The sequence below is a fragment of the Pseudomonas sp. S4_EA_1b genome (assembly GCF_016307435.1).
Taxonomy (GTDB): domain Bacteria; phylum Pseudomonadota; class Gammaproteobacteria; order Pseudomonadales; family Pseudomonadaceae; genus Aquipseudomonas; species Aquipseudomonas rhodesiae.
Map to the genome: position 1 here is coordinate 37,927 of NZ_JAEILC010000011.1, position 19,323 is coordinate 57,249.

The window sequence follows — 19,323 nt, forward strand, 5'->3', positions numbered from 1 at the left end:
GGACCCGCGCCGTTCGCCTAATCTTTCTTCCTAAAGCCTCCTTTTTCAGAGATTCCCCATGCTCAATAACGATCGCCTGCTGGTGCAAATCCTGCTGCTGGTGCTGTTCGGTGCCAGTTTCTGGGTGTTGGCGCCGTTCTGGTCGGCGCTGTTCTGGGGCGCGGTGCTGGCATTTGCCAGTTGGCCGCTGATGGTGTTGCTCACGCGTTGGCTGGGTGGGCGCGAGTCCCTGGCTGCCGCGATCCTGACCTTGGGTTGGATGCTGTTGGTGGCGGTGCCGCTGGTATGGCTGGGGTTCAACCTGGCCGACCATGTGCGTGATGCCGTGGCATTGATCAAGGATATTCAGGTCGATGGCCTGCCCGAGGCGCCGACGTGGCTGGGCGCGATCCCGTTGGTAGGCGAGCGATTGGCGGCGATGTGGGACAGCATCGATCAGCAGGGCGCTGCGTTGATGGTCAGCCTCAAACCGTACCTGGGGCAGGTGGGCAACTGGCTGCTGGCGCGCAGCGCGCAGATCGGCGGGGGCATTCTGGAACTCACCCTGAGCCTGGTCTTCGTGTTCTTTTTCTACCGCGACGGGCCGCGTTTGGCGATGTTCGTCCATCGTTTGCTGGAACGCTTGATCGGCGACCGCGCCGGTTACTACATCGAACTGGTGGCCGGAACCGTGCAACGGGTGGTCAACGGCGTGATCGGCACGGCTGCGGCCCAGGCCGTGCTGGCTTTGGTGGGGTTCATTATTGCCGGCGTGCCTGGGGCGCTGGTGCTGGGCATCGTCACCTTTATGCTCAGCCTGATTCCCATGGGCCCGCCGCTGGTGTGGATCCCGGCCACCGCGTGGCTGGCCTGGAAGGGCGATTACACCTACGCGATATTCCTCGGCGTGTGGGGCACCTTCATCATCAGCGGCGTGGACAACGTGCTCAAACCCTACCTGATCAGCCGTGGCGGCAACCTGCCGCTGGTGATCGTGCTGCTGGGGGTGTTCGGCGGCTTGATTGCCTTTGGCTTTATCGGCTTGTTTATCGGTCCGACCTTGCTCGCAGTGGCCTATAGCCTGTTGATGGATTGGAGCGCAACTCACGCCCAGGGCCGTCGGGACGACCAGGCTCTTTAAGCCCTGGGCAAGCGCATCACCGCGGTCAAGCCGCCGCCCGGGGTTTCTTCCAGGCACAGGCGGCCGCCGAGGCGTTCCACGGCTTCCTTGGCAATCGTCATGCCCAGGCCGACACCGCCGGAGTTGCGGTTGCGTGAGCCCTCCAGTCGAAAAAACGGCTCGAACACCGCCTCGCGCTTGTCCGCCGCAATCCCGGGGCCGTGGTCGATTACCCGGATCACCAGCGCTTCACGGCTGTCGGTCAGTTCGATACGCGCCGTGCCGGCGTACCGCAGGGCGTTGTCGATCAGATTGTTCAGGCACGAACGCAAGGCCATGGGTTGCACCTGCAGCGGTGCGCAGGTGCCGGCAAACTGCACGTCGCAGCCTTGGTCCTGGGCGTTTTCGCTCAGGGATTCCACCAGCGCCTGCACGTCCAGCCAGTGTCGGGTCTCGCTGGTGCGTTGTTCGTGCAGGTAACTCAACGTCGCGTCCAGCATGCCGATCATGTCGTCCAGGTCCTGGCGCATCTGGCCCTGGAGGCGGGTGTCTTCGATCTGCTCCAGGCGCAACTTGAGGCGCGACAACGGCGTGCGCAGGTCATGGGACACCGCGCCGAGCATGCGTGCGCGTTGGCTGACCTGCTCGCGGATGCGCCGTTGCATCAGGTTGAAGGTCGATGCGGCCTGTTGCGCTTCCAGCGGGCCGGATTCGTTGAGCGGCGGGCTGTCGAGGTCCAGGCTCAAGCGTTCGGCGGCTTCGCTCAGACGCTGTATCGGCCGGCTGAGCAGCTTGGCGCCATACCAGGCGGCAATGATCAGCGAAATAAATTGAAACGTCAGGGGCACCACCGGGCCGCCGAACCAGGGTCGCTGATGCTTGGGCAAGGGTTTCATCGTGCCGTCCGACTGCTCGATAAAGGTCTCCTCGGGCGGCGGCGGGGGCGGGCCGTAGTGGTGAAACCAGAAAAACGCCAGCCCATGGGCCAGCACAATGGCCACCAGCAACACGCCGAACAGCCGCCCAAACAGCGTGTTGAAGGTGCCGCGCATCAGCCGATGTCCCGTGCGTCGAACAGGTAGCCTTCGCCGCGCACGGTCTTGATCAACTGCGGTGCCTTGGGGTCATCCCCGAGTTTTTGCCGCAGGCGCGAGACCAGCAGGTCGATGCTGCGATCGAACGCTTCGATGGAACGCCCGCGCGCGGCATCCAGCAATTGCTCGCGGCTCAGCACCCGGCGCGGGCGTTCGATAAATACCCAAAGCAGGCGAAATTCGGCATTGGACAGCGGCACCACCAGGCCGTCGTCGGCCACCAGCTGGCGCAGCACGCTGTTCAGGCGCCAGGTGTCGAAGCGGATATTGGCGCGCTGCTCGCTGCGATCGTCGCGCACGCGGCGCAGGATGGTCTGGATGCGCGCCACCAGCTCGCGGGGCTCGAAGGGTTTGGACATGTAGTCATCGGCCCCCAGTTCCAGGCCGATGATGCGGTCGGTGGGTTCGCAGCGCGCGGTGAGCATCAGGATCGGAATATCCGACTCGGCCCGCAGCCAGCGGCACAGCGACAGGCCATCCTCGCCCGGCAACATCAGGTCGAGCACCACCACGTCGAAAGTCTCGGCGTGCATGGCCTGGCGCATCTCGGCGCCATCGTTGACACCGGTGGCCAGAATACTGAAGCGGGCCAGGTAGTCGATCAGCAGTTCGCGGATCGGCACATCGTCGTCGACCACCAGTGCGCGGGTCGTCCAGCGCTTATCGTCGGCGCTGGCCGGGTCTTTTTGCTCGTCGTTCACAGGGGCGCAAGGAGTTTGCATAGTGCGGTCATCTGCCAGGTGATTGCGGTCAGCATAGGCGCCCAGCCCCATGGCTGGTAGTGCTGGTCGGTGGGTCGTGCGAGCGAGGCTAGCGGCGGGGCGTGTTGGGGGCGTGTCGTGAATGTATCGGATTTGAAATATATGCGCGAAATGCCGGCCTGCGCACGCTTGGTCAGTATTTACCGATCATCGGATCCCGCAACGGCGTCGCTTACGCTACAATCCGCGCCGATTTCGACTTGCCTGAGAGCCCATTCCAATGTCCGCCTGCCAGACTCCTATCATCGTCGCCCTGGATTACCCCACCCGTGACGCCGCACTGAAGCTGGCTGACCAGTTGGACCCAAGCCTCTGCCGGGTCAAGGTCGGCAAGGAACTGTTCACCAGCTGCGCCGCGGACATCGTCGGCACCCTGCGTGACAAAGGCTTCGAGGTGTTCCTCGACCTGAAATTCCACGATATCCCCAACACCACCGCCATGGCTGTCAAGGCGGCTGCGGAAATGGGCGTGTGGATGGTCAACGTGCATTGCTCCGGCGGCCTGCGCATGATGAGCGCTTGCCGTGAAGTGCTGGAACAGCGTAGCGGCCCCAAGCCGCTGTTGATCGGTGTGACCGTGCTGACCAGCATGGAGCGCGAGGACCTGGCCGCGATCGGCCTGGATATCGAGCCTCAGGAGCAGGTACTGCGCCTGGCGGCCCTGGCGCAGAAAGCCGGCCTCGACGGTCTGGTGTGCTCGGCCCTGGAGGCCCAGGCGCTGAAGGCCGCGCACCCGTCGCTGCAACTGGTCACCCCCGGCATTCGCCCGGCGGGCAGTGCTCAGGACGACCAGCGCCGCATCCTGACCCCGCGCCAGGCACTGGACGCCGGCTCCGACTACCTGGTGATCGGCCGTCCGATCAGCCAAGCGGCGGATCCGGCCAAGGCGCTGGCGGCAGTGGTTGCCGAGATCGCCTGATCACGTCAAGCGCGAGCCACTGACGAGAACGCCTGCACCCTGACCGACGGGATGCAGGCGTTTTTTTTGGCCAGTGCGCTTAGACCTTCAACACCAACTTGCCAAAGTTCTCGCCGTTGAACAGTTTCATCAGGGTTTCCGGGAACGTCTCCAGCCCCTCGACGATATCTTCCTTGCTCTTGAGCTTACCTTGCGCCATCCAGCCGGCCATTTCCTGCCCGGCGGCGGCGAAGTTCGCGGCATGATCCATGACCACGAAGCCTTCCATCCGTGCGCGATTGACCAACAGTGACAGGTAATTGGCCGGGCCTTTGACCGCTTCCTTGTTGTTGTACTGGCTGATTGCGCCGCAAATCACGACCCGAGCCTTGAGGGCCAGGCGGCTGAGCACCGCGTCGAGAATATCGCCGCCAACGTTATCGAAATACACATCCACCCCTTTGGGGCATTCGCGCTTGAGGGCGGCGGGTACGTCTTCGTTCTTGTAATCGATGGCCGCATCGAAGCCCAGCTCATCCACCAGGAATGCACATTTGTCGGCTCCGCCGGCAATGCCCACCACGCGGCAGCCTTTGAGTTTGGCTATCTGACCGGCAATGCTGCCCACGGCGCCGGCGGCACCGGAGATCACCACCGTCTCACCGGCCTTCGGCGCGCCAGTCTCCAGCAAGGCGAAGTAGGCGGTCATGCCGGTCATGCCCAGGGCGGACAGATAGCGCGGCAATGGTGCCAACGTTGGGTCGACCTTATAGAAACCCCGGGGCTCGCCGAGGAAATAATCCTGCACCCCCAGGGCGCCGTTCACGTAATCGCCGACGGCAAACTTGGGGTTGTTGGACGCAATCACTTTGCCTACGCCCAGCGCGCGCATTACTTCGCCGATGCCGACCGGTGGGATGTAGGACTTGCCCTCATTCATCCATCCGCGCATGGCCGGGTCGAGGGACAGGTATTCGTTACGCACCAGTACTTCACCGTCCTTGGGGGTGCCCACTGGGACTTCCTGGTACGTGAAGGTATCCCGCGTAGCGGCGCCGACCGGGCGTTTGGCGAGCAGGAATTGGCGATTGGTCTGGGCGGTCATGGCAGGGACTCGTTAGAAATGAATGCTCAGTGATAGACCCTGGCGGGCCTGGGAGCAAGGTCGGCGAGAGGTGCGAATGCTCGTCGATAGGCCGCGCTGATGGTAGGCCCAGTCGCCTTATCACTGCCGCTCATGCAGCGCCAACCGGCCTTTTGATAGTGCTGACGTGTGCATCATGACCTTGGCTAGACTCCCGCCACGTATATTTCCTCCATAGGACATCCCTCCATGAGCATGACGTTTTCCGGCCAGGTCGCCCTGGTCACCGGCGCCGCTGCGGGTATCGGCCGCGCTACTGCCCTGGCGTTCGCCGCCGAAGGTTTGAAAGTCGTGGTGGCCGACCTGGATGTGGCCGGCGGCGAAGGGACGGTGACGCTGATCCGTCAGGCCGGTGGCGAGGCGTTGTTCGTGCGCTGCGACGTGACTCAGGAAGCCGAGGTGCAGCAATTGATGGCGCAGACCCTGGCGGCGTATGGGCGTCTGGACTACGCCTTCAATAACGCCGGTATCGAGATCGAAAAGGGCAAACTTGCCGACGGCAGCCTGGACGAGTTCGATGCCATCATGGGCGTCAACGTCAAAGGCGTGTGGCTGTGCATGAAGCACCAGTTGCCGCTGCTGCTGGCCCAGGGCGGCGGTGCCATCGTCAACACCGCTTCGGTGGCGGGCCTGGGGGCGGCGCCGAAGATGAGCATATATGCCGCGTCCAAGCATGCGGTGATCGGCCTCACCAAGTCGGCGGCCATCGAATATGCGAAAAAGAAAATCCGCGTCAATGCCGTATGCCCGGCGGTGATTGACACCGATATGTTTCGGCGCGCCTATGAAGCCGACCCGCGCAAGGCCGATTTCGCCGCCGCCATGCACCCGGTGGGGCGTATCGGCAAGGTCGAGGAAATCGCCAGCGCGGTGCTGTACCTGTGCAGCGATGGCGCGGCGTTCACCACCGGCCAGGCATTAGCGGTGGACGGTGGCGCAACAGCGATTTAGGACGCGGTGTGACGCCCCATTCGAAAAGGTCTGGGAGGGATGTGGGGCGTTTCCGGAGCTGGCTAAACGCCGCGATCGAATATGTATCACAAGGTAAATAACTCAATAAAATCAATACTTTAATAAATCTTGGCCACCGGTCATTACGCGCTTCTGTGCTTAACTCGTTGGGTTGAAAACAAACAGTTGAAGTGAGTGGCGCATGGATTTAGGGATCGATCGACAAGCCCTTGTACCGGTGGTGCAGCAAATCGTCAGTGCAGTGACGCAATGGATTCGCAAGAACGAGGTGAGCCCCGGCACTCGCTTGCCGTCGGTGCGGCGGTTGGCCCTCGATAATCTGCTCAGTCAGTCCAGCGTGATCGAAGCTTTAGAGCGCATGGTCGCCCAAGGATTGCTGGCCCACAGGCACGGCGCCGGCTTTATGGTGGCCGAGCCGCCTGTGGCCCATGAGTGCCAATGGTATGAAGGCGCCGAGCGCGACTGGGGCGATTTTGCCGATAGCCCCTTGGGCGAGTTGAAGCTAGGCTGCGGCTGGCTGCCGGAGGCCTGGCATGAAAGCGATGACATCAGTTACGCGATTCGCGAAGTCAGCCGTACCGACACCGCCGGGCTGTTCAATTACAGCACGCCATTGGGCTTGCCCGTGTTGCGTGAACAACTGCTTAAGCGCCTGACGCACCTTCATATCGACACTCGTCTTGATTGCATTCTCACCACCGGTGGCGCCAGTCATGCCGTGGATTTGCTGATCCGTGTGCTACTGCGCGCCGGTGACTGCGTGGTGGTGGAAACCCCGGGATACGGCAATCTTTACCGGCAACTGGCGTTCCATGGTGTGCACCTGCTGGAAGTGCCGCGCACACCGGGCGGGCCGGACATCCAGGCGCTCGAAGCGCTGTTGCAGCGCCATCGTCCAAAATGCTTGTTCACTCACAGCCTGTATCACAACCCGACTGGCTCCAGCCTGTGCCGTGTCGTGGCCGAACGGCTACTGGAGCTGGCTCGTCGCGATGACTTCCTGATCATTGAGGAGGATGTCTACGGCGACCTGCAGCACGCCACCTGCACCCGGCTCGCGGCGTTGCCCCATGAAGGTCGGGTGATTTACGTGGCCAGCTTTTCCAAGACCTTGAGCAGTGCTTTGCGCGTTGGCTACCTCTGCGCGGAAGCAAGTCTTATCGCCCGGCTGGCCACCCTCAAGACCTCCACCGGTTTCGGCACCTCGCGGTTTGCCGAAGCGGTGGTCAGCACGCTGCTGGCCAACGGTACCTATCGCAAATGGGTGCAGCGCTTGCGCAAGCGGCTGAGCACTGAGATGGCCGCTACCTTACAGGTGCTGGAAGACGAAGAGTGGGAGGTGTTTACCGTGCCCGCCGGCGGCATGTTCCTATGGGCGCGACCGGGGGCGAATGCCGTCTCGCGGGTGCAGGCGTTTGCCCGCCGGCTCGGTGTTTTGCTCTCGCCGGGCTCACTTTTCAACCCAACCGGCGAATACAGTGAGTGGCTGCGCATCAATGTAGCCTATGCTTCAGACCAACGGGCTCTGGCGCTGATGCGTGCCGTGGGGCCCGCTAGATCGACCTCGACCATTCTGAAAACGACGGGCGTGTAGCTTTTTGCCATTATTCCGGCGTCAGTGTCTTGTGTTGAGGCCCCTGTCGTTGCCAATCTGCTGCTTGTCTACCGGGCTTGATGGCATCTGCCATTGCAAGAGGATCAAGTGCAATGATTTCGGCCGTGCAACGACGTTTCGCCAACCTGGGTATGGCGAAAAAACTGGGCTTGGGTTTCACCCTGGTGCTGCTGTTGACGGCGGTAGTGGCGGCCATCGGCGTATGGTCCCTGCAAACCGTCGGGCAACGGTTCGAAGGGCTCAAGGCCATGTCCTCGCTCAACAGCGGTTTGCTCAAGGTGCGCTTGATCGAACAGGACTACGCTTTGCACGCCGACCCCAAGGCGGTCGACGCGCTGCATGAGGCCGTCGATGCCCTGGCCGCTGAGGCGGCCAGCCTCAAGACCCAATCCGCTGCCAATGTGCCAGCCATGACCGATGTCGAGCAGGCCCTTGCCGCCTATCGCAAGGCTTTCGATGAGTTTGTCGAACTGACCCAGACCAAGGACCTGGCCCTGGAAATGGCCAGTTGGTCAGTGTCCAGCGTGGCCAACAACCTTGATGTGTTGCAGGCCGGTCTGGCGGACGACGGTGCCTATGGGCTCAAGGAAAGCCAGGGCAAGGAGGGCGCCGAGTTTATCGAGCAGGCCGGTCAGGTTAGCCAGGTGTCGCGCTTGATGCTGCAAGCCATGAACGAAGCCCATGTGCGTCTGAATCAGAGCCGTAAGGTAGACGAAGACAATATCGAGCAAGGCAAGATCGAGCAGGCAGAACAGGCCCTGGCGCAGGTCGAGCAGTTGAAAACCTCAGTCAAGGATGCGGGCTACCAGACCGTACTTGGCGAGGTGTCGGGACATATTGCCGCCTTCGGCGAAAAACTCGGCGAATACACGGACCTGCTGGCTCAGGAAAAACTGGTTTACACACAATTGCATGATCGAGCGGAGCAGGTGGTCAGTCGGGTCAACCAGGCCTATAACGCCGAAGATCAGTCGATGCAGGCGCAATTGAAGAAAAGCGCGTTGCTGATAATCGGCTCGTCGGCACTGGCCCTGCTGGTGGGCTTGATTGCATCTTGGGTGATTACCCGCTTGATCGTTGCGCCCCTGCGCAGTGTGATCTCCGTGGCTCAGCGGATTGCCGATGGCGATTTAAGCGGTCGGATGGAGGTCAACCGGCGCGATGAAATCGGCCAGTTGATGCAGGCCATGCAGCAGATGGGTAATGGTTTAAGCCATATGGTCAGCGGGTTGCAGGCCGGTATCGAGCAATTGGCCAGCTCCGCTCATTCGCTGTCCAGCGTGACCGAGCAGACCAATGTCGAGGTGAGCAGCCAGAAGGAAGAGACCGAGCAGGTGGCCACCGCCATGAACCAGATGACCGCCACTGTGCACGATGTGGCGCGCAACGCCGAAGAAGCGGCGCAGGCGGCACAGACCGCCGACGAGAAAGTCGACAGCGGCCAGCAGGTGGTGCGTCAGAGTTTGCAGCGCATCGAGCTGTTGGCCACGTCCAGCACAGGCGCCAGTGCCAGCATCGAAAGCCTGAGTGCGGAAATCCAGCATATCGGTACGGTGTTGAGCGTGATCAAAAGTGTTGCCGAGCAGACCAACCTGCTGGCGCTGAACGCCGCCATTGAAGCCGCACGGGCGGGCGAACAGGGCCGCGGCTTTGCCGTCGTGGCCGATGAAGTGCGAGCGTTGGCCAAGCGTACGCAACAATCGACCGAAGAGATCGAACGGCTGGTCGGCACCTTGCGCAGCGCCGCACAAACGTCGGTGCAGCAGATTCAACAGAGTGGCGAACTGGTGAAGCTGGCGGTCAGCGATGCGCTGGAAACCGAAAGTGCTCTGGGCAGCATTGCGTCAGCGGTGTCGCTGATCCAGCAGATGAATCAGCAGATTGCCGCCGCCGCCGAGGAGCAAAGCTCGGTGGCCGAAGAGATCAACCGCAGTGTCACCAGTATTCGAGCCAGCGCCGATCAGTCGGCGTTGAGCATGCAGGAGAACGCCGCGTCGAGTATCGAGCTGGCGCAGTTGGGCGCCGAACTCAAGGGTATGGTGGGGCACTTCCGCCTCTGATTGCCGCGCTGACGGCGACCAAAGGCGCGGGCAATTAAGCGTGGTTGGCCAGAAACGTCAGCAGGGCTTCATTGACGAAGTCCGGGTTTTCCCGCGAAGAGATATGCCCCGCGTCCGGAATCGGGATCAGGCTGCAACCGATCAGCTTGGCCATTTCTGCCGATTCTGCCGGTGGCCGAGGCTTGTCCTGCTGGCCGCACATTACCAAGGTGGTGTCGCGGTCCAGGCGCGGCAGCTGCGCGAGCACATCCTTGCGACTGAAGATCAGCCGGCCCAGAGGCACAATGCTGTCCAGCAGGCGTTCCCGGGGGAAGTCTCGCAGGGACTGGCGAAAGTTCTGATACAACGCCGACTCGCGGTCAATTTCGGCGCGGAAGAAAATCGGTGCGATCACATCCAGCAGCGGCTCAGGGATAGCGCCGGCTTCTTCAATCATCTTGAACAGTGAGAAATAGTACTGAAGCGTGGCCTCGGGCTCGGCGCCCAGGTACGTGTCCATCAGTACCAGGCTGTTAACGCGTTCAGGCGCGAGCAGGGCAAGGCGCGCGCCCCACATGCCGCCGACCGACAGACCCACCAGGTTTACGCTGGGGATATCCAACTGGTCCAGCAGGGCCAGGGACTGGCGCGCCAGGTCGTCAAGAGATTGGGTGCGCGGGGGCAGTGGGCCCGATTCGCCGTGGCCCCATAGCTCGGGCACGATCACGCGGTACTTTTGCGACAGTGCCTCGACCTGCGGCGCCCACATAGTGCGGTCCCACAGGTAACTCGAGCCCAGCAGGACAGCCGGGCCGCAGCCCTGGTCGATGTAATGCAGCGGTTGTCCATCAATCACGGCGACAGGCATAGCAGGCCTCTTTCTTCACGGTGTGAGGGGCACTTTTTTACGCTAGTCGTAGGCGGGAGGATAGATGCAAAGTGATGGCATCTGGCGAACAAGGTTCGCCAGATAGGGAGGAGGGGATCAGTCGTAAATGACTTTCTTTTTCCACTCGGCGTCGGCGTCCACCACTTTCAAGCCTTCGGTCAATTCATTGACCTCGTCTTCGGCCGGCTTGCTGTTGGTCAGCACGGTGGAGTTGGCGCGGGCCAGCTGGGATTCGAGCATTTGCAGTTGGGCGCTGTAGAGCACCGGCTCCGGCTGCTTACGCAGGTACTGCACGCCACGCTCGAAAGCCAGGCGCGCCTGGCCCGGCTGGCCTTGTTGCAGCGCATGCTGGCCGAGATTGTTGAAAAACTCGATGTGCAGCAACACCAGAATGTGGCGAATTTCCCTGATCCAGTGCTTGGCTTCGTTGGCCGGCAGGAAACCATCCTGGGCGGCGCGGGTAACCTGGCCGTGCAGGGCTTCGAGGAGGAAGCGTACATCCTTGGCCTTGGCTTCGGTCTGGATCGGTGCGGGCGGGTTGTTAACCGGTATCGATTCGCCCTGGCCAACCAGTGCATTCAGCTCAGTAATACGGTCCTTGAGCGCGGCGTTGGTCTTATTGAGGTTCAACAGGCGCTGATTGACGTTCAGTTCAAGGCGGGTCATCAGCAACTTGAGTGCAGGGGTCATGAGCTGGCCAGGAAACGTCTCGGTGATTTCACCGCAACGGCGCAGGCGATCGTTGAGTTCGATCTCGGTGCGCTGTTTTTCCAGCTTGTTGTTTTCCACCACATGGTTCATGTAGCCAATGGCGATCAGTATTGCGATCCCGGCTATTACCAGCAGGGTGATCATGAGTGGTGTCACCGGTGTGACCTCTTTATAGGGTTTACAGGAGAGTGTAGTGACTGGACCATCAGGCGGATAGGTCTGATCGACCAGATGCCGCGTAGTTCTTTCTTCTCAGGCTCCCTTGCTATCTATATAGGTGAGCGCTGAAATGGTTGGCTTCATATTGCCATCACTCGTCAGGGTGGACTATAGCGTCTTGTCATGCGCCAGAATATAGGCGTCAAGGTGCGGGCGGGCAAAGTGCCCTCGCAGGCCCCAAAACGGGGGCGAAGTCATTGATTTAAATAAATTTATCCTTGGGGGTTGACGACCTTTCAATCCATCCATAGAATGCGCGCCACTTACAGCGTAAAGCACACAGCGAAACGCGGTAGGGAGTGAATGTTGTACGTGTGTCCCCTTCGTCTAGTGGCCTAGGACACCGCCCTTTCACGGCGGTAACAGGGGTTCGAGTCCCCTAGGGGACGCCAATGCGGGAATAGCTCAGTTGGTAGAGCACGACCTTGCCAAGGTCGGGGTCGCGAGTTCGAGTCTCGTTTCCCGCTCCAAATTATGGTCTGCAGAGTTCCATTGGGTTCTGTAAGTCGTTGAAATCAGGGCCTTTGGGTCCTTTTTTCATTCCAGTGAGTTCCACTGAAAACTACCGACAGCCACGACTTTTAAGTCCATTTTTAAGTCCATCAATATGGGTGTCGCGGTTTCCGGATTGTTGCTGGAGGAGCGAGGCCTACGCGACAAGTATCTAGTCCTGACCAAGAGTTCAGGAGCTAGAACATGGCACTCTCAGATCTGGCTGTCCGGCAAGCAAAAGCAACCGGAAAGCCCTACACCCTCGGTGACCTTGATGGGCTATCCCTGGCGGTGGCACCTGAAGGCGGCAAGTCGTGGCATTACCGCTACTACTGGGCCGGTAAGCAGAAACGCATGTCGCTGGGCACTTACCCCGAGGTCAGTCTCCGGGAGGCTCGTTCTTTGCGCGACGAAGCCCGAGCTCTTTTGGCCAAGGGCATCAACCCCCGAGCACACCGTAAGCAGAAGCGGCAGTCCGTCCGCCTCGCGGACGAAAACACATTCAAGGCAGTGTTCGACAAGTGGGTCGAGCATCGTAGTCTCGTCCTTAAGGAAGGGCGGCAGAGCACGATCTCACAGATCCAGCGTATCTTTGTCAAAGACGTCCTTCCTGCTCTTGGGAAGCGCTCAATCTACGAAATCCAGCGGTCCGACCTGCTGGAGGTCGTGGCGAGGATAGAACGCAGAAAGGCGCTCACCACTGCCGAAAAAGTCCGGACCTGGTTTCGGCAAATGTTCCGTTACGCATTGATCATCGCTCCCGGGTTACCGCTGAATCCGGCGTTCGATCTGGATGTCGTCGCGCTGCCTCAGTCGCCTGTACGCCACAATCCATTCCTGCGCATGCCCGAGCTCCCGGCCATGCTCCAAACACTACGCAAGTACCCCGGCAAGTTGCAGACCCAGCTTGGCCTTCGGTTGCTATTTTTGACGGGAGTGCGTACGGGGGAGCTGCGGTTGGCGATGCCGGATCAATTCCATTTCGATAAGGGCCTCTGGATCATCCCCCCAGAAGTGGTGAAACAGCTGCAGCTTGAACTGCGCAAGGAGGGCAAGCGCCCCGGTGATATCCCGCCCTACATCGTGCCCCTTTCTGTGCAGGCTGTAGAGGTCGTTCGCCACCTGCTGGATCAAGTGAAGCCGGCCCAGCGGTACCTGTTTGCCCACTACAGTGACTTGAAAAAGCGCATCAGCGAAAACACGCTTAATGCCGCGCTGAAACGGGTGGGGTACAAGGATCAGCTGACTGGCCATGGCATCAGGGGGACCATTTCCACCGCACTCAACGAAATTGGTTACCCGAAGGTCTGGATAGATGCGCAACTCTCGCACGCCGACCCTGATAAGGTGAGCGCAGCGTACAACCATGCCGAGTATGTCGAGCAGCGCCGCAGGATGATGCAGGATTGGGCCGATAGACTGGATCTCTTTGAGCAGTGCCAGGTTGAAGCGGCTAGCATGCCGATCACCATTCACCTAGAAGGTGTTCCGCAGTTGGCGGGAGGTTTTGATGAAGTGGTCCCTACCGCGACGCGGGCTCCCATCCTAGGGGTGGCAAGCGCAGGAAGCGCAATGCAGACGCTGCCTGCAGCCGCTCAACGCCTATCGGCTGTTTCAGGATCAGCGCCTGGGCTTTCGGATATACAGCGAGAGCGAATGGAAATGCTGGAGATGTTCAATGCACCACATAATCTCCCGGCGGCGGTGTTTGCTGAGATGGCTGGTAAATCACGCAGGTGGATCAGCCACGAGGTTCAGGCCAAAAGAGTGCTTGCGTTGAGCCTGGGTAACCAAGGGCGGCGCGTTCCAGATTGGCACCTAGATCCTCTGAAACATAAGTTGGTGCAGGCTGTTCTGAAGCATTCGCAGGACGCTGATTCCTGGGCGATTTACCGAGCATTACTGAATCCCCATGGAGTACTGGATGGCCGCGCGCCGATTGAGGCCGTTACGTCAGCTAATTTCCATGAGGCTGTTATGGCCGCGTGCTTTACTTTGAGGAGTAGCGAGAGCGCCTCTCTTCAAAGCGCATAGAAAAGGACCAGTTACGAGTTCCGGGCCTTAAGGGTTGGCTGGGAAACTAAATACAGCAGCCCGTGGCTGCATAGCTGAAATTTGTAGTCGAAACGATATAGTGGCTGCGAACCTCGACGCTTGATCGTTAGCTTGCTATCATATTTTTACATTCCGCCATGTTGAGATGCTTGAGGAATTAGAAGCCCTGACGGCCACGAACCGTCAGGGCTTTGCTTTGCCAGCCAAATGTTCAGCTGGAAGGTGGCCGCGGAGCATAGGATGAGGTTGGAGGGCCTTGATATGATTGCGAAGAACAGCGAGGGAAAACACCGCTCGAAACGGGGCTATTCTCGCAGGGCATCAATACATTGCGGATCAGCTTATGATCCGGGGAGATCGAAAATTACATAGGCGCCGTTCGTATCTGGCACCAAATGTAGACTTGGTTGAAGTAAATGTTGCCGGCACGAAAGGACCGTTAGTCAACGATCGACTCGGGGCACCACACCTTCGACCAAGGGCTTGAGAATCAGTCATGCATGAGCCAAGGCCTCAACTAAATAGCTGTGAGTGAACATTGCTTTTGGCCCTTTCTTGAGCCGCCTTTGGCGCTGATTCTATTCGCCGCTGGCGATAATGCCCTTTATAAAGTTAGTCAGCTTCTCTGCCAAGTGCTGCTCGGCCACTTCATTGTTGTTCCATGGGCACTGCCCGTAGATCATTCCAATGGCCGCATGGGTGATCAGTAAAATCGCCTCGCCAAGCTGGTCTGTCTCTTTATATTCAGCGGCAACATCGGCTGAGTACGATCCAGCGCCTGGATCTGGGTTATTTCGTCAACCGACAACGCCAGAGCGTTATCCGGCGGGTTCAGGTAGAGCCCAACCACATCGACTACCTCTCGGCAAAATGAGGGTCGTTACTAATTTTGAACGTGGGGTTTGGGGAGCAATGGAACCAAAAACCAACGTAAGCCCTACCAGCGCTTTTCAGTTCCTTCTTCCCAGGCGTCCATCTCAGGTGCCATGATGAAGATCCCAAACCTGCATCAAAACCACAAGAGGGAAAGTCCAATGCCCCATGTGACTTTGTTCGACCATCAAATCTGATGGCTGTAAAATAAGAAGTACGACTCAATGCCGTCATTCGGTTCTTGGATGCCAGCATTTGAATAGTGAATCACTCGAATCCCCACTCGCTGTGTATCTCCAAGCTTCAAACCCGCACCAAGCCTGTCCTCGAAATTGAAGGATGAACCGAATTTCTGATCGCCAGCAGTAGTGCCCGAAAACATTGCCACACCAATGCCTGCTTCAACGAATGGCTTGACATAGCCCTGCCCAAATTCATACACGAATACTGGCGCAAATGAGAGTGAATGACGCCCTCCCGCCTCATCACCAGCTTCCCAGTAGGTGTACCCAAGATCCCAGTAGCCAGTCAGCTTGCCCGTTGAGCTTTCTAACCAGGACTTGTCCCAATCGAACCCTACACCGGCCCTAGCCGTGAGGCCGCCTTGGCTAGTCGCGCCTAAGGCTCCGGAGATCTCCGTGGCTTGGGCACCAAAGGTGACAGTGGCCAAAATCAATGCGGTCAGCAGCATTTTTTTCATTTTAAGTTCCTGTGAGCTAAACGATTAGGTGATGGACGATAAGCGTCAGCCGCATGCATATAGCCAAATAATTCAGCTTTTTACAGGGGCTACTCATTCATAGTGGGCGTCGTTCACACCTGAAATTAACAGAGTCCGCGCCAAGGTCGCCAATAACATCTGGAACCCGGTGCCTTCCATACGCTCTGTGAGCTACCTTGCCGATCTTCTCGGGTATCGCGAAATCAGTCAATACTAGATCGATGTCCGGCGATGCCAAGGTCAAGGCTGCAATCTTGTTGCTCGCCTGAAGGACTCTATGGCCCATCGTTTTGAGGAGATTAGCTGCCACCTCCCGGACTAATTGTTCGTCATCCACCAACAGAACCTGGTAGAGATGGGTGCCCGGAGGTAGGAACTCGTCAGGCTTGCTCGACGTGCCCCTAAGCGTTAGTGCCCCGAAAAGGGGCGGATTGATGGAAGCGGTAGTTTGAGCTGGGTACTCCTAGCGAGCACGGCGGTTTTCGATTGCAAGCCGTTACACAATTTTCAGCTCAGATTAACTGCAATTGACGGAGCCGTCTGGCTCACATTAACTGCTACTGGCCGGTCTTCGGCCCATATCAAATCGGCGGCCCTGCTGTCGTTTTCGGAAGGCGAATGCACGAAACATCAGAAGTCAACTGCACTACAGATCATGGCAGCATCATTTGCCTTCAATCAGTTCGCCGAACAGTTCCTTGACCTTGGCTTTGGCATCGGTCAGCGCCACGCGGCCCTGTTCGGTGATTTCATACATCCGCCGATCACGTCGACCGGTGCGCTCATGCTGTGAGGTGAGATAGCCTTTCTTTTCCAATCCGTGCAGCATCGGATACAAGGTGCCCGCACTAATCTCGTAACCGTGGTGTCGCAATTCCTCGATGATGCCGAGGCCGAAGATGGGTTCTTCGGCTGCGTGATGCAGGATGTGCAAACGGATCAATCCGCCGTAAAGGTCTTTGTCGGTCACGCTCGGAACCTCACAGGGTCACGCTCAACAACCAGCCCGCGACACCACTACCAACTACGACCAGCCAGGGCGGCAGCTTCCAGAACATCAGGGCAACCAGTGCCACAAGGGCCAAGCCGAAGTCTTGCGGTACGTGAATCGCGCTCGTCCATACCGGTTGATAGAGGGCTGCCAGCAGCAGGCCAACCACGGCCGCATTGATGCCCAACAACGCCGCTTGAGTTCGGGTGTTGCGGCGCAGACGTTCCCAGAACGGTAACGCACCCACGACCAGCAGGAAGGACGGCGCGAAGATCGCCAGCAGGCAGACCAAGCCACCCAACCAGCCGGAGGGTGCCTGGTTCATCGAAGCACCGAGAAACGCCGCAAAGGTGAACAAAGGGCCAGGAACGGCCTGCGCGGCGCCGTAGCCTGCCAGAAATGCGTCATTGCTGACCCAGCCGGAAGGCACCACTTCGGCTTGTAACAGCGGTAGCACGACGTGCCCGCCACCAAAGACCAGTGATCCGGCCCGGTAAAAGGCATCCACCATCGACAGCGTCTGATTCGGGAACATGGCTGTCAACAACGGCAACCCCATCAGTAGCGCAAAGAACAGCGTCAGCCAGAACAAGCCAACGCGACGCCGGATGGCAATCGGCAACGGATCATGCGGTGCCCCCTTCTGAGGTTTGAATAGCGACAGGCCAATGACCGCAGCAATGGCGATGACCCCCACCTGCCCCCAGGCGGACGGCACCAGAAGAACAAAACAGGTTGCCGCCGCCATAATGGTGATGCGCGGTGCGTCTGGACAGAGATTGCGAGCCATTCCCCATACGGCTTGTGCGACCACCGCCACGGCGACCACCTTCAATCCGTGCAGTACACCGGACGGCATCGCGTCCCCGTAGCTGGCAATGCCCAGCGCAAACAGGATCAGCGCAATCGCTGAAGGCAGCGTGAAACCCGCCCACGCAGCCAACGCCCCGGCATAGCCGGATCGGGACAGCCCAATTGCGATGCCGACCTGACTGCTGGCCGGCCCCGGCAGGAACTGGCAGAGGGCGACCAAATCCGCATAGCTGCGCTCGGTCAACCACTGCCGCCGCATCACGAACTCATCGCGAAAGTAGCCCAAATGGGCAATCGGGCCGCCGAAGGAGATCAGGCCCAGTCGGAGAAAGATCAGAAATACAGCCCAAGGGCTGCGGTCAGTCTTGGTGGTATCGGTCATGGTCGCATCTTGATTTCTGGTTTCGTTGGGCCATAATAATCGAATTTCGATAATGAAACACGATACATAAAGGTACGCATCATGGAACTCGTTCTGATCGGCCTTGCGGCGCTGCTGACATCAGGGCTGACCTTTTTCTCAGGCTTCGGTTTGGGAACGATCCTGATGCCGGTGTTCGCGCTGTTCTTCCCGTTGCCGCTAGCCATCGCGGCGACTGCTGTGGTGCATTTCGCCAACAACCTCTTCAAGTTTGGACTGATGGCCCGGCAAGCCGATTGGCCTGTCGTGGCGAAGTTCAGCGTGCCTGCGGCTATCGCGGCGATTCTTGGTGCAGCATCCCTGACGTTGTTCGACCGACTGCCGGCCTTGTGGCAGTACAGCTTCGCTGACTCGGCTTTCGAGATCACACCTGTGAAGGCGGTTATCGGCGGTTTGATCGTGCTGTTTGCACTGCTGGAACTATCCCCGCGTATTCAAGCACTGGCCTTTCCTTCACGCTGGCTTCCCGTTGGTGGGGCGCTCTCGGGCTTCTTCGGAGGGCTCTCAGGCAATCAGGGTGCATTGCGCTCGGCGTTTCTGTTGAAAGCTGGCTTGTCCAAGGATGCGTTCGTGGCGACGGGGGTTGTCTCGGCGGTGATCGTCGATGCCGTGCGCCTCGTGGTGTATGGCACCGCCATGCTTGCCGGTCAATTTTCCCAGGCTCAGGCACTGGTACTGCCTGTTGCCGTTGGGACAATCTGCGCATTCATCGGCGCTTTCGTGGGCAAGCGCGTCTTGCAGAAGGTCACGCTGCGCACGGTACAGCACACCGTTGCTATAGCCATGCTAGGCATAGGAACGGGGTTGGCCCTTGGCTTGCTCTAGGGGCTCCCAGCATCCGGCTGGATGTTGGGGTCATGGCTTGCTAAGCAGTTTCTCGCCATCTGAGCGCAGTTCACCCTTCGGCGAGATATGCCGGTACAGGGTCTGCCGCGTAATGCCGAGTTCTTGGCACAGAACGCCGACCTTGGTTTCGGGCTGCCCCATCGCGGCCATCGCCAGCCGCAGCTTGGCGGCAGTCATCTTGAATGGCCGACCACCTTTCCGGCCACGCGCCCGTGCCGAAGCTAGGCCCGCAATCGTGCGCTCGGCAATCAGTTCGCGCTCAAATTCGGCCAACGCCGCGAAGATGCCGAAGACCAGCTTGCCGGCGGCGGTTGTGGTGTCGATGGCCGCGCCGTGGCCGGTCAGCACCTTGAGGCCGACGCCGCGCCCGGTCAGATCGTGCACGGTGTTAATCAGATGCCGCAGATCGCGCCCGAGCCTATCCAGCTTCCACACGACGAGCGCATCCCCCTCCCGCAGCGCCTTCAGGCAGGCCGTCAGGCCAGGGCGATCCTCGCGCTTGCCGGACGCCTGATCTTCATAGAGCTGCGCCGGATCGACGCCGGCCGCAATCAGCGCGTCGCGCTGCAAATCGGTGGCCTGGGAGCCGTCCGCCTTCGATACCTGGATGTAGCCGATCAGCATGTTTCTCCTGTCACATATACGTTCGTTTTGTCGAACCGTTGCATTG

17 protein-coding genes, 2 tRNA genes and 2 pseudogenes are annotated in these 19,323 nt (G+C 59.5%); 10 read left to right on the forward strand and 11 right to left on the reverse strand.

Annotation, left to right across the window (positions count from 1 at the left end; all coding sequences use genetic code 11):
- Positions 1-58 precede the first annotated feature (58 nt).
- Positions 59-1,120 carry an AI-2E family transporter gene (locus YA0848_RS03920; protein ID WP_034096689.1) on the forward strand — a complete coding sequence of 354 codons (1,062 nt, stop codon included), beginning with the start codon at positions 59-61 and terminating at the stop codon, positions 1,118-1,120.
- Here the strand turns inward: YA0848_RS03920 and YA0848_RS03925 are convergent.
- Positions 1,117-2,151 (reverse strand): sensor histidine kinase, encoded by a 1,035-nt coding sequence (locus tag YA0848_RS03925; protein WP_034096690.1) that lies wholly within the window; start codon positions 2,149-2,151, stop codon positions 1,117-1,119. The genes YA0848_RS03920 and YA0848_RS03925 overlap by 4 nt on opposite strands.
- Positions 2,151-2,915 (reverse strand): response regulator, encoded by a 765-nt coding sequence (locus YA0848_RS03930; RefSeq protein WP_034096795.1) that lies wholly within the window; start codon positions 2,913-2,915, stop codon positions 2,151-2,153. The genes YA0848_RS03925 and YA0848_RS03930 overlap by 1 nt, the downstream gene beginning before the upstream one ends.
- A gap of 259 nt (positions 2,916-3,174) precedes the next feature.
- On the opposite strand from YA0848_RS03930, the gene pyrF reads away from it, so the two are divergent.
- Entirely contained in the window at positions 3,175-3,873 is a 699-nt protein-coding gene (pyrF, locus tag YA0848_RS03935; protein ID WP_034096691.1) for an orotidine-5'-phosphate decarboxylase, read from the forward strand.
- Positions 3,874-3,952: 79 nt separating this feature from the next.
- Here pyrF and YA0848_RS03940 read toward each other — a convergent pair whose 3' ends face one another.
- Positions 3,953-4,957, reverse strand: a complete 1,005-nt coding sequence (locus tag YA0848_RS03940; RefSeq protein WP_034096692.1) for an NADP-dependent oxidoreductase — start codon at positions 4,955-4,957, stop codon at positions 3,953-3,955.
- Positions 4,958-5,185: 228 nt separating this feature from the next.
- Between YA0848_RS03940 and YA0848_RS03945 the strand changes: the two genes are divergently transcribed.
- The 4 genes and pseudogenes from YA0848_RS03945 to YA0848_RS36585 all read left to right on the forward strand — a co-directional run bounded on the left by YA0848_RS03945 (position 5,186) and on the right by YA0848_RS36585 (position 9,643).
- On the forward strand, positions 5,186-5,947 hold the full coding sequence (locus tag YA0848_RS03945) for an SDR family oxidoreductase (RefSeq protein ID WP_034096693.1): 762 nt from the start codon (positions 5,186-5,188) through the stop codon (positions 5,945-5,947).
- Positions 5,948-6,149: 202 nt separating this feature from the next.
- On the forward strand, positions 6,150-7,562 hold the full coding sequence (locus YA0848_RS03950; RefSeq protein ID WP_169903249.1) for an aminotransferase-like domain-containing protein: 1,413 nt from the start codon (positions 6,150-6,152) through the stop codon (positions 7,560-7,562).
- Positions 7,563-8,557: 995 nt separating this feature from the next.
- Positions 8,558-8,734 (forward strand): annotated as a pseudogene (locus tag YA0848_RS36580) (HAMP domain-containing protein); the annotation flags it as partial.
- 204 nt (positions 8,735-8,938) lie between these two features.
- Complete coding sequence (locus YA0848_RS36585; protein ID WP_371918513.1) at positions 8,939-9,643, forward strand: methyl-accepting chemotaxis protein; 705 nt, start codon at positions 8,939-8,941, stop codon at positions 9,641-9,643.
- 34 nt (positions 9,644-9,677) lie between these two features.
- Here the strand turns inward: YA0848_RS36585 and YA0848_RS03960 are convergent, their stop codons facing one another.
- Both YA0848_RS03960 and YA0848_RS03965 read right to left on the reverse strand, forming a co-directional pair.
- Positions 9,678-10,490, reverse strand: a complete 813-nt coding sequence (locus YA0848_RS03960) for an alpha/beta fold hydrolase (RefSeq protein WP_169903248.1) — start codon at positions 10,488-10,490, stop codon at positions 9,678-9,680.
- Positions 10,491-10,607: 117 nt separating this feature from the next.
- Positions 10,608-11,378: a hypothetical protein gene (locus YA0848_RS03965; protein ID WP_080758701.1), complete on the reverse strand. Its 771-nt coding sequence runs from the start codon at positions 11,376-11,378 to the stop codon at positions 10,608-10,610.
- Positions 11,379-11,757: 379 nt separating this feature from the next.
- Between YA0848_RS03965 and YA0848_RS03970 the strand changes: the two genes are divergently transcribed.
- The 3 genes from YA0848_RS03970 (at position 11,758) to YA0848_RS03980 (ending at position 13,967) form a co-directional block, all read left to right on the forward strand.
- Positions 11,758-11,833 (forward strand) — tRNA-Glu (locus YA0848_RS03970).
- Between the two features lie 2 nt (positions 11,834-11,835).
- Positions 11,836-11,911 (forward strand) — tRNA-Gly (locus YA0848_RS03975).
- A gap of 226 nt (positions 11,912-12,137) precedes the next feature.
- A complete protein-coding gene (locus tag YA0848_RS03980; protein ID WP_039594166.1) occupies positions 12,138-13,967 on the forward strand; it encodes a tyrosine-type recombinase/integrase in 1,830 nt (609 codons plus the stop codon).
- 748 nt (positions 13,968-14,715) lie between these two features.
- Here the strand turns inward: YA0848_RS03980 and YA0848_RS03985 are convergent.
- The 5 genes and pseudogenes from YA0848_RS03985 to chrA form a co-directional block, all read right to left on the reverse strand.
- Positions 14,716-14,885: pseudogene (locus tag YA0848_RS03985) on the reverse strand (IS630 family transposase); the annotation flags it as partial.
- 163 nt (positions 14,886-15,048) lie between these two features.
- The gene (locus YA0848_RS03990) at positions 15,049-15,561 is read right to left on the reverse strand and encodes an acyloxyacyl hydrolase (RefSeq protein ID WP_039594167.1); all 513 of its coding nucleotides are present in this window, start codon (positions 15,559-15,561) and stop codon (positions 15,049-15,051) included.
- Positions 15,562-15,658: 97 nt separating this feature from the next.
- Positions 15,659-15,919: a response regulator gene (locus YA0848_RS36590; protein ID WP_039594168.1), complete on the reverse strand. Its 261-nt coding sequence runs from the start codon at positions 15,917-15,919 to the stop codon at positions 15,659-15,661.
- A 327-nt stretch (positions 15,920-16,246) separates the two neighbouring features.
- Positions 16,247-16,552, reverse strand: coding sequence for a PadR family transcriptional regulator (locus YA0848_RS03995; RefSeq protein ID WP_039594169.1), 306 nt, complete (start codon positions 16,550-16,552; stop codon positions 16,247-16,249).
- 10 nt (positions 16,553-16,562) lie between these two features.
- Entirely contained in the window at positions 16,563-17,768 is a 1,206-nt protein-coding gene (chrA, locus tag YA0848_RS04000) for a chromate efflux transporter (protein ID WP_039594170.1), read from the reverse strand.
- An 81-nt stretch (positions 17,769-17,849) separates the two neighbouring features.
- On the opposite strand from chrA, the gene YA0848_RS04005 reads away from it, so the two are divergent.
- Positions 17,850-18,632, forward strand: coding sequence for a TSUP family transporter (locus YA0848_RS04005; RefSeq protein WP_039594171.1), 783 nt, complete (start codon positions 17,850-17,852; stop codon positions 18,630-18,632).
- A gap of 30 nt (positions 18,633-18,662) precedes the next feature.
- Here the strand turns inward: YA0848_RS04005 and YA0848_RS04010 are convergent, their stop codons facing one another.
- Positions 18,663-19,277 (reverse strand): recombinase family protein, encoded by a 615-nt coding sequence (locus YA0848_RS04010; protein ID WP_039594172.1) that lies wholly within the window; start codon positions 19,275-19,277, stop codon positions 18,663-18,665.
- Positions 19,278-19,323: the final 46 nt, after the last annotated feature.

What these genes read in the sequence shown, in the direction of transcription:
- YA0848_RS03920 (WP_034096689.1), top strand. Translation starts at nt 59, where the DNA reads ATGCTCAATAACGATCGCCTGCTGGTGCAAATCCTGCTGCTGGTGCTG.
- YA0848_RS03925 (WP_034096690.1), bottom strand. Translation starts at nt 2,151, where the DNA reads ATGCGCGGCACCTTCAACACGCTGTTTGGGCGGCTGTTCGGCGTGTTG.
- YA0848_RS03930 (WP_034096795.1), bottom strand. Translation starts at nt 2,915, where the DNA reads ATGCAAACTCCTTGCGCCCCTGTGAACGACGAGCAAAAAGACCCGGCC.
- pyrF (WP_034096691.1), top strand. Translation starts at nt 3,175, where the DNA reads ATGTCCGCCTGCCAGACTCCTATCATCGTCGCCCTGGATTACCCCACC.
- YA0848_RS03940 (WP_034096692.1), bottom strand. Translation starts at nt 4,957, where the DNA reads ATGACCGCCCAGACCAATCGCCAATTCCTGCTCGCCAAACGCCCGGTC.
- YA0848_RS03945 (WP_034096693.1), top strand. Translation starts at nt 5,186, where the DNA reads ATGAGCATGACGTTTTCCGGCCAGGTCGCCCTGGTCACCGGCGCCGCT.
- YA0848_RS03950 (WP_169903249.1), top strand. Translation starts at nt 6,150, where the DNA reads ATGGATTTAGGGATCGATCGACAAGCCCTTGTACCGGTGGTGCAGCAA.
- YA0848_RS36585 (WP_371918513.1), top strand. Translation starts at nt 8,939, where the DNA reads ATGACCGCCACTGTGCACGATGTGGCGCGCAACGCCGAAGAAGCGGCG.
- YA0848_RS03960 (WP_169903248.1), bottom strand. Translation starts at nt 10,490, where the DNA reads ATGCCTGTCGCCGTGATTGATGGACAACCGCTGCATTACATCGACCAG.
- YA0848_RS03980 (WP_039594166.1), top strand. Translation starts at nt 12,138, where the DNA reads ATGGCACTCTCAGATCTGGCTGTCCGGCAAGCAAAAGCAACCGGAAAG.
- YA0848_RS03990 (WP_039594167.1), bottom strand. Translation starts at nt 15,561, where the DNA reads ATGAAAAAAATGCTGCTGACCGCATTGATTTTGGCCACTGTCACCTTT.
- chrA (WP_039594170.1), bottom strand. Translation starts at nt 17,768, where the DNA reads ATGACCGATACCACCAAGACTGACCGCAGCCCTTGGGCTGTATTTCTG.
- YA0848_RS04005 (WP_039594171.1), top strand. Translation starts at nt 17,850, where the DNA reads ATGGAACTCGTTCTGATCGGCCTTGCGGCGCTGCTGACATCAGGGCTG.
- YA0848_RS04010 (WP_039594172.1), bottom strand. Translation starts at nt 19,277, where the DNA reads ATGCTGATCGGCTACATCCAGGTATCGAAGGCGGACGGCTCCCAGGCC.